We start from the raw sequence: 15759 nt of genomic DNA on the forward strand, positions 1-15759 counted from the left end.
CGGTGCCGTAGGGGAATGAGCTGATGTCACCTGAGGTGGCAGGGGAGATGCCGTCACTCGTGGGCCCGCTCGAGCTCGGCCCGCAACTCGATCGCGACGTCTCCGGCTTCGGCCCCGTCGATGACGCGATGGTCGAAGGTGACGGTCAGGTTCGCCATCTTGCGCACCACGAACGCACCGTCTCGCACCACCACCCGCTCGGTCGCCCGGTGCAGGCCGATGATCGCGGTCTGCGGATGGTTGATCAGAGGTGTGGCCAGGACTCCGCCCCGTTTGCCCGGGCTGGTCACCGTGATGGTGGCCCCGATCAGGTCCGCGGGGGCGAGCTTGCCGACGCGGGCAAGGTCGGCCAGGCGATCGATCTCGGACTGGATCTCGTCGACGCTCCGCCGGCCGCAGTCACGCACCACCGGAGCCATGAGCCCGTGAGGTGTGTCGACAGCGACCGCCACGTCGCACCGGGTGAACTCCACGATCTCCCGATCGACCACGTGCGCGTTGAACACGGGGTGGTGCGCCACGACACGTGCGGTCGCCGCGGCCGAGACCGCCACCAGTCGTCGAAGGTCGAGGTGCGTGACGTCGACCTCCTCGACGACGTGGACGCCGGGGATCTCGGCGTGGGACAAGGCCATCCGTTGGGCGATGACCCGGCGGATGCCGCGGATCGGACGGCGTACCTCGCGTTGCTCCGGGAGGGCCGCGGCAGGGGTAGCGGCCCTCTCGGAGCCGACGGGCGTGGTGGCGAGCTCAGACACGCCCGATCACCTGCTCCTTCGTCGGTCCTGGGTCCGCGCTGAGCAGCGCGGCGTCCGACAGCGAGCCACCCGAGAGCGCGGCGAACCGCTCCTGGAGGTCGCGCGGGGTGACTCCGACGAGGCTGGCTCCAGCCAGGTCAAGCACGATCTGGCCCTGGTGCATCATCAGCAGCCGGTCGGCATGCTCCAGTGCATGGGACATGTCGTGGGTGACCATCAGCGTGGTGATGCGCTGCTCGCGCACGATCCGCTCGGTGACCTCGTGCACCCGGGCAGCGCTGTTCGGGTCCAGGGCCGCCACGTGCTCGTCGAGCAGCAGCACGGCGGGGGACCCTAGGGACGCCATGGCCACGGCGATGGCCTGGCGCTGACCACCCGAGAGCATTCCGGAGACGGCCGAGAGTCGGTCTTCGAGCCCCATGCCCAACGGCTTGAGCTTCTCGGCCGCGATCTCCCTGATCTTGACGCGACCGGGTCGGCGCAGCGCGAAGCGGCCACGCTTGCCGGCCAGGGCCAGGGCGAAGTTCTCCTCGATGGTGAGTGTCGAGGCCATGTTGTCCTGCGGGTTCTGGCGGACCCGGGACACCCGCTGGATGCGGCGCCAGCTCGGCATCGCGGTGACGTCCTCACCGCGGATCAGGACGCGGCCGGAGTCGACCAGCAGGTTGCCGGCGATGGCGGACAACATGGTCGACTTGCCGGCCCCGTTGGAGCCGATGACGGAGACCAGGGTGCCGGGCTCGACCGCGAGGTCGATGCCGTCGAGGGCCGTCACCTTCTCGTGGCCCGGCGTGATGAATTGCTTCCGGATGCCTGACAGGGTCAGGTCGTGGGAAGTCTCAGATGAAGCTGGCAACGCGATCCTCCTCGTAGAAGCGGGCCTGGGCCACGCGGCGTTCGTTGCGCCCGGCTGCGGTGACGCTGCGGGCGAGGGACCGACCGTGGGAGCGCAGGGCGATGACCACGATCACCAGGACGGCGGTGATCATCTGGAGCAGGTTGGGGTCGAGTCCCAGTTGCAGGGAGCCGGCCACTGCGAACCGGTAGACGACGACGCCGATGATCAGCGCCAGGACTGTCGGCACGACGCGTGGCGACCAGGTCAGGGAGAGGCCGACCATCATTGCGGCGAGCCCGATCACGATCACACCGTTCTGGATGGTGACGTCCATGAATCCCTGGTTCTGCACGACGAGCGCCCCTGAGAGCGCGGCGAGTGCGTTCGCCACAGCGAGGCCGACGGCCTGCCGGTGCTCGGTGCGGATTCCCAGGCCGCGGGCGGTCTGGATGTTCTGCCCGGTGGCCACCAGCGAGAGGCCGTAGTCGGTGCGCAGGAACCACAGCAGCACGAGTGCACAGACGAGGGTGACCACGGCGCCGGTGATGATGGTCGCGTAGCGGTAGCTCAGCCCGGTGTCGTCGGCCCAGGAGAACGCGGTGTCGGCGCCGAACAGCGCCACGTTGCCGGACTTCATGATCACCAGGCATGCGGAGTAGGCCGCGGTGGCGACCAGGATGCTGGCCAGGAGCACGTTGAGGCGCAGCCACATGTGCAACAGGGCGGTCACCAGGCCGCAGGCGGCACCGGCCAGCATCCCCATGGCAAGGCTGTAGAGCGGGTGGTGTCCGTTGACGGTCAGCACAGCTGACACCGAGCCACCGATCCCGAACGAACCCTGCAGGGTCAGGTCGGGCAAGCTCAGCACGCCCATCGCGAGGTAGATGCCCAGCACCAGCGGTGCATAGAGCAGACCTACCTGCACGGAGATCTCGATCAGGTTCCACAACATGGGGGAGTCCTCCGTCAGTGAGTGGTGAGTGCGGCGTCGCGCAGCTCGTCGGGAACCTCGATGCCGAGCTTCTTCAGCTTGGTCGTGTTGAGGTCGAAGCCGCCGGTTGGTGGTACGACGACCGCGAGGTCGCCGGGATCCTCGCCATCGAGCACCTTGAGCACCAGCTTGGCGGTCTCGTCTCCGACCACCTTGTAGTCATAGGTGGAGGAGAGGATCGCCCCTTGGGCGACGGCCTCGCTCGTGCCGCCGAACACCGGAATCTTTGCGTCGTCGGCCACCTTCATCAGGCCGGCGACGGCGCTGATGGTGGTGGTGTCACCGGGCACCTCGATGGCGTCGACACGTCCGACCAGGGACTCAGCCGCCTGGGTGATGTCGCTGCCGTTGCGGATGGTCGCCTCGATGTAGTCGATGCCGAGCTCGTCGAGTCGCTTCTTGGCCATCGCGGCCTGCGCGTCGCCGGCCGGATCCCCGAGCTTCCAGACCAGACCGACGGTCTCGAACTTGGGCAACAAGCTCTTCATCGCGTCGATGTCGGGGACGGGGTTGATCACGTCAGCGACGCCGGTGACGTTGCCTCCCGGTTTCTCCATCGAGTCGACAAGCTTGGCCTCCTCGGGTGTGGAGGATCCGGAGAAGACGACGGAGATGTCGCGTGCGGCGGTCGCCATCAACTGGGCTGCGGCAGTGCCGACGGGCACGATGACGTCGCATCCGCCGCTGATGAACTGTTGGGCGATCGTCTGCTCGGTGGCCGGGTCGGCGTTGGGGTTCTGGACGTCTATCTCGAGGCCTTCGGACTTGGCGTCGGCCAGGCCCTTCTTCAGGCCGTCGAGCAGGTCGCTGATCACGGTGGCGGTGGCGTACTGGTCGACGCACACCTTCTTGTCGCCAAGGGCACCGCCGTTGCCGGAGGCGGAGCAGGCGGTGAAGGGGAGGGTGAGCAGCGCCGCCACTGAGGCGAATCGGATGCTGCGAGCATTCATGGGGACTCCTGGGGGTGGTGGAACGACGGGGAGAGGATCCGGTGGGTCACATGACCTCCTTGCCGACGTCCGTCACCGCGCGGGTGAGGGCGCTGACGGTCTCGTCGACCTGGTCCCGAGTGAAGGTGTACGGCGGGCAGATGCCGAAGCGGTCTCCCAGATAGCCGTCGGCATTGCCGCTGAACGACGGGTTGATCAGCACGCCGAGCTCCTGACAGCGTCGGGCGATGCGCTTGTTGACGCCGAGTGCCGACGCGAACGGCTGCTTGGTGGCCCGATCGGCCACCACCTCGATGCCGCACAACATGCCGAGGCCGCTGACCTCGCCGACCATCGGGTGGTCGCCGATCGCCTGCTGGACGCTCTCGATGAGGTAGGTGCCGACCTCGGCCGCGTTGGCGACCAGGTCGTGCTTCTCGATGTGGCGCAGCACGGCCAGGCCGACCGCGCACGAGAGCGGATTGCCGCCGTAGGTGAAGCCGTGCTCGAACATGCCACTGCCGCTGCGCACGGCCTCGTGGATCTCGCCGGTCGCGATCACCGCACCGAGAGGGGAGTAGCCACTGCTGATCCCCTTGCCACACGAGATGAGGTCGGGTTTCGTCCCCCAGTGGTCGATCGCGAAGTTGCGGCCGGTGCGCCCCATGCCGCTGAGCACCTCGTCGACGATCAGCAGGACGTCGTACTTGTCGCAGATCTCCCGGACCCGCGGGAAGTAGCCGGGGTCGGCGACCATGCCCATCGCCGCCGCGCCGACGACGGGCTCGGCGATGAAGGCGGCGACGTTCTCCGGTCCCTCGTTGAGGATCATTCGCTCGACGTCGTCCGCGCACGACAGGGTGCAGGCGTCGCGGGTCGCGCAGAGCTGGCAGCGATAGCGGTACGGCGGCGCGGCGTGGGTGAAGGGCAGCAGCATCGGCGCGTAGCCGTGACGGCGCAGCACGTGACCGGTCGCGGAGAGGGCGCCGAGGGTGTTGCCGTGGTAGCTGCGCCAGCGCCCGATCACCTTGTGCTTGCCGGGCTTGCCGGTCTCCACGAAGTAGTGCCGGGCCAGCTTGATCGCGGTCTCGTTCGCCTCCGACCCGCCGGAGACGAACCGCACGTAGTCCAGGCCCTCGGGTGCGAAGTCGGCGAGCTCGCGGGCCAACTGCTCCTGCGGCTCGCTGGTGAAGCCGCCGCTGAAGCTGACCCTGCGGGCCTGCTCGGACATGGCCTCGATGATCTCCTCGACGCCGTACCCGATGCTGATCACGACGTTGCCGCCCGACGAGGCGTCGAGGTAGCAGGTGCCCTCCTTGTCCCACACGTGCACGCCGCTGGCATGGCTGACCATGCCCTGCTCGTGCACAAGGTCGCGGTGGAAGACGCGGGTGTCGATGGTCATCGGGATGACTCCTCTTCGTCGGTGCTGCTCGGGGTGGCGATGAGCTCTCTGACCTGTGCGGCGATCGCGTCGACACCTGGCACGAACTGCGCCTCCAGGTGGGTGGCGAACGGCACCGGCGTCGGCGGCGGGGTCAGGAAGTCGATCGAGTACGACGGTCGCCCGCCGCTGGCGCGGACCAGCTGTGCGCACACGTCGGACGCCGCTCCACCGACAGGCCATCCCTCGTCGACGATCAGCACGGCACCGGTGCGCTCGGCCGAGCTCTGCAGGGTGGCCACGTCCAGCGGCACGATGGTGCGTACGTCGATCACCTCGACGTCGATGCCTTCCTTGGCCAGGACCTGGGCGGCCCGTGTGGCCCGCTTGACCATCAGGCCGGACGCGACGACGGTCAGGTCGGTGCCGGGGCGCTCGATGCGGGCCTCGCCGATGTCGACCCGGGCCCCGGGGTCCACCTCGCCGCGGCCACCGTGCAGCAGGCTCATGTGCTCGAGGAAGACCACCGGGTTGGCGTCCTCGATGGCCGCCAGCATCAAGGAGTGCGCGTCCTGCGGGGTGGTCGGTGCGATGACCTTGATGCCGGGGAAGCTCATCAGCATGCCGATGCAGCCCTCGGCGTGACCGCGGTGCGGGCCCACGCCGTACTTCGCGCGGACCACCAGCGGCACGGTGACCTTGCCGTTGGTGCGGTAGGCGACCGAGGCGCCCTCGAGGGCGAGGGGGGTCATGGTGAGGGCGAGGAACTCGGCGAACATCAGGTCGACGATCGGGCGGGCTCCGGCCATCGCGGCGCCGACGCCGGTGCCGATCATGGCGGCCTCGGAGATGGGGGAGTCGATGACTCGGCCCTGCTCGCCGAAGCGCTCCCACAGGCCCTTGCTCGACTGCATCGGGCCGCCGAAGACCCCGATGTCCTGGCCCATCAGGTAGACCGCGTCGTCCTTGTCCATCGCGATGCCGATGGCGTCGGTGATCGCCTCGGCGATCGTCATCCGGGTCATGAGGCCCACCCCTGGTGTTCGGCGTACGCCGAGTGACCGAGCGGGGCGACGACGTCCCCAACGCCTGCACCCTTGGCACCACCGACCAGCTCGGTCATCCGCTCCGTCAACGAGCGTACGCCGGACGCGGCCTCCTCGGGGCCCAGCTCTCCGAGGGCGACGAGCTCGGCGGCGAACCGGTCGAGCGGGTCGCGTTGGGCCCACGAGGCGACCTCCTCGGCGGTGCGGTAGTTCTCGGGATCGTTCATGTAGTGACCGCCCATCCGGTAGGTGGTTGCGTGGATGAAGGTGGGACCGCCACCCTCGCGGGCCTTGGCGACGGCGTCGTCGCGTGCCGCCAGTACGGCGCGTACGTCGTTGCCGTCGACGTCGATCGACGGGAGGCCGAAGCCACGAGCGCGGGCCGAGACGGGCCCGCCCGCGATGGCGTCGCTCGCGCGGAGCGAGGTGGCGAACTGGTTGTTCTGGCAGATCAGCACGATCGGCAGGTGGAGCATGACGGCCAGGTTCATCGACTCCGAGACGATGCCGGCGTTGGCCGTGCCATCGCCGAACGCGCAGACCGCGACGTTGCCCGGCGCCGTGCGCTGGAGGTGGAGGGCGGCACCGGTGGCGTAGGCGACGGTGGTGCCGAGGGAGCCGGAGAACATCCCGATCGAGCGGGAGTCGGGGTGCGGACAGATGTCGCCCCGCCAGTGGCCCAGCGAGTTGCTGCCGGCGGTGCCGAACACACCGGCCGCGAGGGTCTCGGGGTCGGCGCCGCGAAACAGGGAGACGGCGCAGGCCCCGCGGAAGTGGGGGGCGACGACGTCGTTCTCGCCGAGCCCGAGGAATCCGCCGACGATCACGGCCTCCTCGCCGCGGGCCTCGTGCCAGTGGTTGTTGTGCTCGCACATGGCCTGGTCGAAGGCGCGGGCGGTGACCAGCGAGCTCCAGATCCGCTGTCGCCCCTCGGGGGTCTCCAGGAGGGCGCTCGCCGCGCTCATGACGAGCTCTCGATGTGCGCGATCACGGCACCGACGGCGACGACGTCCTCTGCTTCGCAGAGCTGGGCGGTCAGCACCCCGGTGAAGGGGGAGACGAGCTCCAGGTTGACCTTGTCCGTCATCAACTCGGCGATGGGTTCGTCGGTGGTCACTTCGTCGCCGACCTGCTTCAGCCACTCGGCGAACGTGGCCTCCTCGACGCCCTCGCCGAGATTCTGAATGGTGATGTCGTGCTGCACGTGGTCGGCCCTCCGTTGTGTCATGCGGTAGAGTGGTATTACCGAATGTCGAATTGGTAACACCAATAGTGAGGGGCGTCACTCACCGTTGTCAACGGATTGCACGAAGTTCGTTGCGCAGGACGACCCGGCTACCCTGCTGCTACTCGATCGGAGACAGAGGAACCTCATGGCAATGGATGCTCGCCCGGACGACTCGCTGGCAACAGTGTTTGCCGCTGACCCCGTCTCCGAGTCGCTCGCAAAGATGATCCGGGCGCTCGAGCCCGGCGCACGGCTGCCCAGCGAACGGGAGCTCGCCACCCAGCTCGGCGTGAGTCGCACCCTGCTTCGCGACCGACTCGGAATCCTCGAAGGACTCGGCATGCTGCGACGCCGCACTGGCTCGGGCACCTATGTCGAGGCGCTGAAGCCCGATGCGCTGGCACTGGCCCTGAACCTTGCAATCAGCTCGTCACATCTGCCACTGGGCGACCTCGAGTCCGTGCGCATCGGCCTGGAACGTCAGGCTGCCGCGGAGTCCGCGCAGCGCGCGCAACCGGTGCTGCTCGGCTACATGCGCCAAGCGGTGCAGACGATGCGAGAGACGACGGAGCGCCAAGCCGTGCTCGAGGCGGACCGCATGTTCCACCAGTGCTTGCTGCGTGCGGCCGGGAATCCGGCCTTGACCTTCTTCGCTGATGCGCTCGCCGACGTGCTGAACCAGGACCTCGACGAGCGCAGCCATCGCTTGCGTGACAGCACCAGCGAGTCACCCTCGCAGGCGCTACTCGTGGAGCGGCACCTGGCGATCTGCGAGGCCATCGAGAGCGGCGACCCGAAGCTCGCCATGGAGGCCGTCGACAACCATTTCAACGCCCTTCCCTCAGCCGTGCACTAGACCGGGGCAGGGTTGGCCGCCGGCGTGCGGGTCGAGCGTTGCCCAGGCGATGCGTTCACTCCGGGTCGGCGGTCACGATCGGGTCGCCCGACGGGGTCACCGCGGTGCCCGGCCCAGCTGCTGCCATGCGCCGGAACGACCGAAGGAGCACGACCAGCATGCCGGCTCCTGCCACGACCGCGGCGAGGTGCAGCGTCGCCGCGACCGCGAAAATCTCGGGCGGGGTGATGTCGTCGGGTTGGGCCAGCTCCACGACCAGCGTCAGCGGTAGCTTCCAGGCGCTCCACGCGAAGAGAGACCCAGAGCCGAGCCACGCGATCGCGAGAAGGAACTGGTGGGGTATCCGGGTCGGTCGCCCACGCACGAGCATCCACAAGGCAGCTGCGCCGGCGAGTGCCCACAACCCGCTCAGACCGTTGAGGAGAGCGCCGTTGAGCTCGCGCTCGTCCGGGTGCTCGATGCCCACGGTGCCGCCGACCGCCCAATACAGCCAGGCGACACCGACGCCGAACGCTGCGCCGATCGGCCACCACGCACCGGGAACGACCTGCGCAGGGCCGACGAATGGCTCGGGCCACCTGCGACGCAGATAGGCCGGAAGGGCGATGGCCAGGCCGAGCCCCATGCCGAGGAAGCTGAACTGCAGCAGAGCGTCGATCCATCCAGGTGAGGCCGCCGCACCCTCGTCGTCGGAGCCCGACGAGGATCCATCGGCGGCTCCGAGCACGGTGCTGAGCACGGCGTACGGAAGGATCGAGACCAGGAAACCGGCCCCTGTCCAGGCGCAGAAGATCACCGCCCGCCCGGGCACGCGGTTGCCCCAGGGGCGCACCAGGGCCAGCGCCAGAGCGATGCCGACGGCAGCCATGCCGATCGTCACCGTGTTGAGCAGAGCCCAACCGGCCGTGCTGTATCCGTCGCCGCTCGGCGCCAACCCGATCATCGAACCGACGACCCAACAGACCTTGATCACGAGGTACGGCGTCATCGCTGCCGCTGCGCCGTACGCCGCAATCCGTCCGACCTTGTCCCAACGTTCCATGTGACTGCGCCCGCCCTCGAGAACCGGATCTGCACAGCTCCCGACATCGTGCGTGCACTTCCCGCTGTTCGCGCCGAGATCTGTCCCGCGCCCGACCGGTCGAGTGCGGCACTGACAGCATGCCGACAACGCTGTCGCCTCAAACGCGAACCGGCAGGGGCGCTGTCAGTGGGGTCTGATCCCGGCGAATCGACAACGTCTCGAGTCGAGCCGGGTGAGGAAAGTGGAGCGGACGCGAGGATTTGAACCTCGACTCCTTCCCTGGAAGGGAAGCGTGCTGCAACTACACCACGTCCGCGAGGACAGCCTCTGACGAAGCTGACACGCTCTGAGTATGAACCACCTTCGGGAGTGTCCGGCGGCCAGGGTGCGACTCCCGAGCTAGCGCCAGCCGGTCAGCTTGGCGGGGTTGACCACCATCCACACGTCGGTGACCAGCCCGCCAGCGACTCGCAGGTTGACCACAGCGTGCACCTCGCCGCCGTCGGTCATGGTGAACCCGAGTCCGTCGGCGGTGACCCGCTCCGAGAGCGCCCAGGTCGACCTCTTCGTCAGCACGCCGAGCAGGAACCGCGCGACTCGTGTGGGTCCGACGATGGGGTTGCGGGCCGCGCGCACCACGCCGCCACCGTCGGAGCGGAGGGTGACCGAGGGGTCCAGCAGACTGGTGAGCGCGCCGAGGTTGCCGCCGCCGGCGGCCGCGAGGAACGCCCGGACCACCGCATCGTGCTCAGCGGGCGGGTCAACGATGCCGCGGTGGTCGGCGATCCGGCGCCGGGCGGCGGTCGCGAGTTGTCGTACGGCGGCAGGGGAGCGGCCGACGATCTCGGCGACCTCGGGGAAAGGCAGTGCGAAGACGTCGTGCAGCACGAAGGCCACCCGCTCTGCGGGCGTCATGGTGTCGAGCAGCACGAGCAGCGCGGTGCTGACGGTGTCGTCGAGGGTCACTCGATCGGCCGGGTCGGCGGGCGCGCTGTCGCCGAGGAGACCCGCCGGCACCGGCTCAGGCAGCCAGTCGCCGACGTACTGCTCCCGCCGGGCGCGCGCCGACTTCAGCACGTCGAGGCAGATCCTGCTCGCGACCCGGGTCAGCCAACCCTGAGGGTTGCCGATCGCCTCGCGCTCCTCCCCGGTGAGGCGGTACCAGCGCAGGTAGGTCTCCTGCACCGCGTCCTCGGCCTCCTCGAGGGTGCCGAGCAAGCGGTAGGCGAGGGCGATCAGTCGGCGACGCTCCGCCATCACCGCGTCAAGCTCGTCCATCGGGGCTCCTTCGCTGCTCACACCATGGTGACGAGACGCACGCCTCGGGTGTGAGGTCACGACCTCACACCCGCGTGCGCTGTGTCGTCATCACAAGGAACGCCCGCGAACCGCAGGCCCGTCACTACAGGAAGTCATCATGCTGCCGCACGTCAACCTCACCAAGCTCTTCCCGGCTGCCTACGAGGCCCAGCTCGCCGCAGACAAGGCCGCCGAGGAGGCCGCCATGACCGCAGGACTCGACCCGCTGCTCGTCGAGCTGGTCAAGGTGCGCGCCTCGCAGATCAACGGGTGCGCCTTCTGCCTGCGCATGCATACCCGCGACGCGCTCGAGAAGGGCGAGACCACCGACCGCCTCGCCCTTGTCGCCGCCTGGTGGGAGTCGCAGTACTTCACCCCGCAGGAGCAGGCCGCCCTCGTGCTCGCCGAACGCATCACCCGGATCGGCGACGAGCACACTGCCCCGGCCCCGCAGGTCGACATCGAGGGTGTTCTGGACGAGAAGCAGATCGCAGCGGTCACCCTGCTCACCATCGTCATCAACACCTGGAACCGGATCACCATCGCGAGCCACTACCCGGTGGCCCCCTGACGCAGGCCCTAGCGAATCAGCCGGATGCTGTTGATCTCGAGGTCTCCCTGGGAGCTCAACGGGTCGAGCCGGAGCATGGTCAGCGGACTTTCCAGCGCGGGGATCGGCACAAGGTACACGTGCTCGCCGCCCGCCTGGACACCGAACCTGGCGCTGTTGCCCTCGCTCGGACCCGGTGAGGCCTGTGTCCCCCAGAAGAGCTGCCCGTCTCCGGCGATCGACGAGGTCATCGTGATCTCCAGATAGGCACCCTGCGTGACGTCGAAGGAACCAGCGCCGGGGCCGTAGGCCAGGTTCGGGTCTCCGCCCGTGGAGGTGGCACGGAGGGCGCCATCCGCCACGGTGAAGCCGGTGAGCTGGCTCGTCGGGGTCCAGCCCTCGGTGTCACCTGCCGTGTTGAACTCCCACCGCGTCAGCGCGGACGAGATCCGCACCTCGGCACTGTCACCGGCGGCCGGGCCAGCCTCGTAGAAGGCATCGACAGCGATGACTGCGGCGAGGTTGGTCGCGTCGGCCGGCGAGGTGACGGTCACCTGGACGGACGCATCCGCGTCCGCGGCCAGCTCATACGTCTCGGTCTGCGGCGTCACCGTCCATCCCGGTGGGGCACTGAACCTCAGCTCGCCGTTCAACGGAGCATCCGGGCGCTGGTTCTCCAGGGTGACCGTCACCGTGGTGGAGTCTCCCGGCTCTTCGAGGAGTGAGGGCTCGACGTTCGTCGAGACGATGCGCACGGGCGAGACCACGTCCACGAGCACGCGCACGGGCACCGTCGTCGTGGCAGGGCCGCGGCGATAGCTCATGGAACCCTCGACCTCCAGGCCTTGTACGAGTGGCTGGTCCTCGGCCACGTGTACGTCGAGTGGTACGTCGATCGACTCCCCGGGGCCGACCTGCTCGGACACAGTGGCCGGGTCTGCCGACCACCCAGCAGGCAGGTCGAGGGAGAGCTTCACGTCACGGACTGGTTCCGAGCCGTTGTTCGTCAGTCGCCCCACGACACGCAGGCTCGACCCGGGGATGGCAGGACCTTCCCCCTGCACCAGCGACGCCGAGACGTCATGGAGCCGCCGGGCGGCCTGGGACATCGCCGAGTCGACCCGCGCCAACGACGTGGTCAGCGCTTCTGCGTCGCCGGGGCTGACGGCGCCCTCGGTGGCCCATTCGTCGATGAGCCTGCGAAGCCGGCCTGCCCGAGCCTGCGCGCTGGCCAACGACTCGGTGGCCAGATCGGTGTCGCCGTCCAGGTACGCCTGGAAGGCGTCGTCCAGGCTCGTCACGAGCTGGCCGGACTCGACCGGCAGTCGCTTCTGGACCACCTTGGGCGCCTCCGGAGAGCCGGCCACCTCATCGGCCAGGTCCCGGAGGTCGAGAGCCCTGGCGGCAGCCAGCCCGATGTAGCCACGCACGTCGTCCGACTCGAAGGCATAGTCCCCGGAGCCCACCTCGAAGACCGCCGCTCCGTCCTGCATCCGCACGAAACGGACGCCGGGTGCTTCGCTGGCGAGACCGCCGCCCTCGAAGACGGCCTGCTCGCTCACCGCCGGAACGTGAACCCGCGCCACGGTGTTGGCGGGCACGGTCACGTCGAGGGTGAGCTGATCGTCCGAGACGGTCCGCCACGCCGACCGGATCTCGCCGTACGGCGAGTCGTGGCTGACGTCGGCGTGGGTCAGTTCGCCGCCCGGCCTCGGTGCGACGCGGAAGGTCGAGTAGCCGGGCCCGGTCGACCGGATGCCGCCGATCGAGGAGTACATCCACTCGCCGACCGCGCCGTACGCGTAGTGGTTGAAGGAGTTCATCCCCGGGTCCTGGAAGGAGCCGTCGGGGCGGATCGAGTCCCACCGCTCCCAGGTCGTCGTCGCGCCCTGGGTCACCTCGTACAGCCAGGAGGGGTACTGCTTCTCGAGCAACAGCCGGTAGGCCACGTCGTCGCGACCGACGGCGCTCAGCGCGGGGAGCAGGTGTGGTGTGCCGAGGAACCCCGTGCTGAGGTGCCAGCCCTTGGCCTTGATCGCGGCGACGAACTTGCGGCCGACGGCGTCCAGCTGTTCCTCCGGCACCAGGCCCATGTCGATCGCCATGGCGTAGGCGGCCTGGGACCCGGTGCCCACCTGACCGTCCGGTGCGATGAACCGGGCGGCGAACGCGGCCCGGACGTCGTCGTACAGCGCCCGGTAGTCGGCCGCGGCCGCGTCGCGCCCGGTCGCCTCGGCCATCTCGCTCAGCAGTCGGGCGTCGAGCGCGTAGAAGGCGGTTGCCAGCAACGTGTCCGGAGTCGGATCGTTGAGGTTCAGCCAGTCGCCGATGCCGTGGCCGTTCGGCACGATGCCGTCCTGCGCCACTGAGGTCCAGTGGTCGACCAGGCGGACCATGGCCGACCAGTTCTCGTCGATCACGCTCTTGTCGCCGTGGTTGCGCCACAGCGCGTCCGTGACCGTGATGAACCCGTCGCCCCAGCCCGCGGTGGCGGTGCTCTCGCCCACACCCGGCTCGGTGCCCGGCGCGATCATCGGCATGACGCCGTTCGGGTTCTGGTGCAGCCGCATGTCCCGCAGCCACTTGGTCAGGAAGGCGTAGGTGTCCTGGTTGAACACGGCGGTGTCCGCGATGGCGTTGAGGTCACCGGAGTAGCCGAGCCGCTCGTCGCGGGCCGGGGTGTCAGTGGGCACGGACAGGAAGTTGCCGCGAATGCCCCACGAGATGTTGGACTGGAGCTGGTCGAGCATCGGGTCGGACGTCGAGAAGGACGCGGCAGCAGGGTTGTCGGTGCCCACGACGATGCCGGTGACGTCCTCCGCGGCTGGCAGTACGTCGAGACCGGTGATCTCGACGTAGCGGAAGCCGTGGGAGGTGAAGTGCGGGCTGAACTCGACGGTGCCGTCCTTGCCCAGGGTCACCGTCTCGGTGGCCTTCGCCGTCCGCAGGTTCGCGGTGTAGAGCGTGCCGTCCGGGTTCAGCACCTCGCCGTGCCGGATCCTGACGACGTCGCCGGCCTCGCCGGTCAGCCGGACCTTGGCCCAGCCCACCATGTTCTGCCCCAGGTCGTAGATGGAGACGTCGGGCTGCGGGTGGGTCAGCTCGACGACGTCCAGCTCCTCAGTGACGCGCGCCGGGGGATCGGTCTGAGCGTGCAGCTCTCCGGGTGTCGGCGTGAGCACGCGCGCCGGCGACCAGTCACCCGTCGCGTCGGGTTCGCTCCACCCCGGCATCTGCCGGCGGTAGTCATAGGTCTCACCCATCAGGAGGTCGGCCTCGAGCACCGGCCCCGGCGTCGTCGTCCAGCTCTGGTCGGTCGTGACGACCTCGGTCGTGCCGTCCTGGTAGGTCACCTCGAGGCGAGCCAGGAAGGCCGGGTCCGATCCATAGCGCTTGTCGCCGATCCAGGCCAGGTGGCCGGCGTACCACCCGTTGCTGAGCTCGGCGCCGATGGTGTTCTCGCCCTGCTGGAGGTGGTCAGTCACGTCGTAGACCTGGTACTGGACCAGCTTGCTGTAGTCGGTCCAGCCCGGGGCGAGCTCGTGGTCTCCCACCCGCTGGCCGTTGATCTCCGCGCGATAGATACCGAGGGCCGTCGAATAGAGCCGGGCGGAGGCGACCTGCTTGTCGAGCGCGAAGTCGCGACGCAACAGGGGGAGCGCCTGCTGCTCAGTGGACATCACGCCGTTCTCCACCACACCGGAAACCTTGAGCACCCCGTCGCGCACCTCTCCGATGGCGAACGGGTTGACGCCGTCGGAGAAGTCGGTGTGGAACAGGACCTCCTCGCCCTTCGAGACGGTCACCTCGCGGACGTCACCGGACTCGCCGGCGGCGGTCCGGAAGCCGATGGTCCCTGACGAGCGCAGCGGAATCGGCCGTGAGTCGATCTGGTGACCGTCGATGCTCGTCGCGGCGACACCGTCGGACAGGTCGATGGTGATCTCGTGCTCGGCGCCGAGACCACCGGGCAGGACGTCGTCCGCGATGGGCACGTCGGCGAGCGCGGACCATGTGCCGTTGACCCTGCTGTGTGGCCGGAGGCTCGGTGTGCCGCGGTTGGACAGCTGCCACATGTAGTTGTTCTGCGAGGCGGCCGAGTCGGAGTAGAAGACGATGCCGAGGGCCTCCTGCACGTTGCTGGTGCGCACCGTGAGGGTGTAGTCGCTCCAGTCGACCCCGCGCGGCGCATCAGACGGTCCGCCGATCCATTGCGCCCCCCAGCCCGAGGCCGACGTCGCGTCGTTCGCGAGTGCCGTCTCGAACCAGTCGGGCTCGCTCCACGCGCTCATGGCGCCGGTGCCGTCCCACACCCGGACCCGCCAGTGGTAGCGGGTCTTCTCCTTCAGGGCAGGTCCGGCGTACCGAACGTTCACCGACTTCGAGTCGGACACCCGACCGCTGTCCCACACGACCGCGTCGTCGAAGCCGTCGGCCGTCGTCGCGACCTGGATCTGACGCGCCGTCTGCACGAGTCCCCGGTCCGGGCCGTGAAGGTGCCACGAGAGGACCGGAGGCTCGACGGGCACACCCAGGGCGTGTTCCAGGTGATTCGTCGAGAGCTGCCCCACGGAGAGCGCGTCGTTCTCGGCGGCCACCGGTGCCGACCTCACGCTGAGGACCGCGGCCAGCATCGCCACGAGCACGAGTGGCAGCACCAGGACTCGCGGGAGATTCCAGCGGGATGAGCCGGACATGTGGCCTCCAGGGCAACTGAAGCGTTTCAGGGATTCCTGACGCTAACAGCGGAAGCCCTGGACAAACAGGCCTACGACTGACCGAACCCGGTCATGTTTGCGTGGTCGGCGAGATGCTCCTTGCCCGCGCGTCACGCTTCTCCTGAGCCACGGATGGCC

General features: G+C 68.8%; 13 protein-coding genes and 1 tRNA gene. 2 read left to right on the forward strand and 12 right to left on the reverse strand.

From position 1 onward, the window contains the following. Positions 1–53 precede the first annotated feature (53 nt). Genes ASH02_RS06220 through ASH02_RS06255 form a run of 8 tightly spaced genes read right to left on the reverse strand, consistent with a single transcriptional unit; the run spans position 54 to position 7174 of the window. Positions 54–758, reverse strand: coding sequence for a 2-oxo acid dehydrogenase subunit E2 (locus ASH02_RS06220; protein ID WP_057294430.1), 705 nt, complete (start codon positions 756–758; stop codon positions 54–56). Next, positions 751–1614, reverse strand: coding sequence for an ABC transporter ATP-binding protein (locus ASH02_RS06225; RefSeq protein ID WP_200959096.1), 864 nt, complete (start codon positions 1612–1614; stop codon positions 751–753). The genes ASH02_RS06220 and ASH02_RS06225 overlap by 8 nt, the downstream gene beginning before the upstream one ends. Beyond that, positions 1598–2548, reverse strand: a complete 951-nt coding sequence (locus ASH02_RS06230; protein WP_057294431.1) for an ABC transporter permease — start codon at positions 2546–2548, stop codon at positions 1598–1600. Before ASH02_RS06230 ends, ASH02_RS06225 begins: the two co-directional genes overlap by 17 nt. Before the next feature lie 14 nt (positions 2549–2562). Further along, positions 2563–3537 (reverse strand): ABC transporter substrate-binding protein, encoded by a 975-nt coding sequence (locus ASH02_RS06235; protein ID WP_057294432.1) that lies wholly within the window; start codon positions 3535–3537, stop codon positions 2563–2565. 46 nt (positions 3538–3583) lie between these two features. Continuing rightward, positions 3584–4921 carry an aminotransferase family protein gene (locus ASH02_RS06240; RefSeq protein ID WP_057294433.1) on the reverse strand — a complete coding sequence of 446 codons (1338 nt, stop codon included), beginning with the start codon at positions 4919–4921 and terminating at the stop codon, positions 3584–3586. After that, positions 4918–5925, reverse strand: a complete 1008-nt coding sequence (locus ASH02_RS06245; protein WP_156409712.1) for an alpha-ketoacid dehydrogenase subunit beta — start codon at positions 5923–5925, stop codon at positions 4918–4920. Before ASH02_RS06245 ends, ASH02_RS06240 begins: the two co-directional genes overlap by 4 nt. Further along, a complete protein-coding gene (locus tag ASH02_RS06250; protein WP_057294435.1) occupies positions 5922–6911 on the reverse strand; it encodes a thiamine pyrophosphate-dependent dehydrogenase E1 component subunit alpha in 990 nt (329 codons plus the stop codon). Before ASH02_RS06250 ends, ASH02_RS06245 begins: the two co-directional genes overlap by 4 nt. Next, on the reverse strand, positions 6908–7174 hold the full coding sequence (locus ASH02_RS06255; protein WP_057294436.1) for a biotin/lipoyl-containing protein: 267 nt from the start codon (positions 7172–7174) through the stop codon (positions 6908–6910). Before ASH02_RS06255 ends, ASH02_RS06250 begins: the two co-directional genes overlap by 4 nt. Before the next feature lie 151 nt (positions 7175–7325). Here ASH02_RS06255 and ASH02_RS06260 point away from each other — a divergent pair, with 151 nt between their 5' ends. Then, positions 7326–8030, forward strand: coding sequence for a FadR/GntR family transcriptional regulator (locus ASH02_RS06260; RefSeq protein ID WP_057294437.1), 705 nt, complete (start codon positions 7326–7328; stop codon positions 8028–8030). Between the two features lie 55 nt (positions 8031–8085). Here ASH02_RS06260 and ASH02_RS06265 read toward each other — a convergent pair whose 3' ends face one another. The 3 genes from ASH02_RS06265 to sigJ all read right to left on the reverse strand — a co-directional run bounded on the left by ASH02_RS06265 (position 8086) and on the right by sigJ (position 10332). After that, on the reverse strand, positions 8086–9072 hold the full coding sequence (locus ASH02_RS06265; RefSeq protein WP_057294438.1) for a hypothetical protein: 987 nt from the start codon (positions 9070–9072) through the stop codon (positions 8086–8088). 224 nt (positions 9073–9296) lie between these two features. Beyond that, positions 9297–9370: transfer RNA gene (locus ASH02_RS06270), tRNA-Gly, on the reverse strand. 83 nt (positions 9371–9453) lie between these two features. Continuing rightward, positions 9454–10332 (reverse strand): RNA polymerase sigma factor SigJ, encoded by an 879-nt coding sequence (gene sigJ / locus ASH02_RS06275; RefSeq protein ID WP_057294439.1) that lies wholly within the window; start codon positions 10330–10332, stop codon positions 9454–9456. A 139-nt stretch (positions 10333–10471) separates the two neighbouring features. Here sigJ and ASH02_RS06280 point away from each other — a divergent pair, with 139 nt between their 5' ends. Next, on the forward strand, positions 10472–10924 hold the full coding sequence (locus ASH02_RS06280; RefSeq protein ID WP_057294440.1) for a carboxymuconolactone decarboxylase family protein: 453 nt from the start codon (positions 10472–10474) through the stop codon (positions 10922–10924). An 8-nt stretch (positions 10925–10932) separates the two neighbouring features. Here ASH02_RS06280 and ASH02_RS06285 read toward each other — a convergent pair whose 3' ends face one another. Beyond that, a complete protein-coding gene (locus ASH02_RS06285) occupies positions 10933–15600 on the reverse strand; it encodes a family 78 glycoside hydrolase catalytic domain (RefSeq protein ID WP_156409713.1) in 4668 nt (1555 codons plus the stop codon). Positions 15601–15759 lie beyond the last annotated feature (159 nt).

This window comes from Nocardioides sp. Soil796, assembly GCF_001429525.1.
In the GTDB taxonomy this organism is placed as follows: domain Bacteria; phylum Actinomycetota; class Actinomycetes; order Propionibacteriales; family Nocardioidaceae; genus Nocardioides.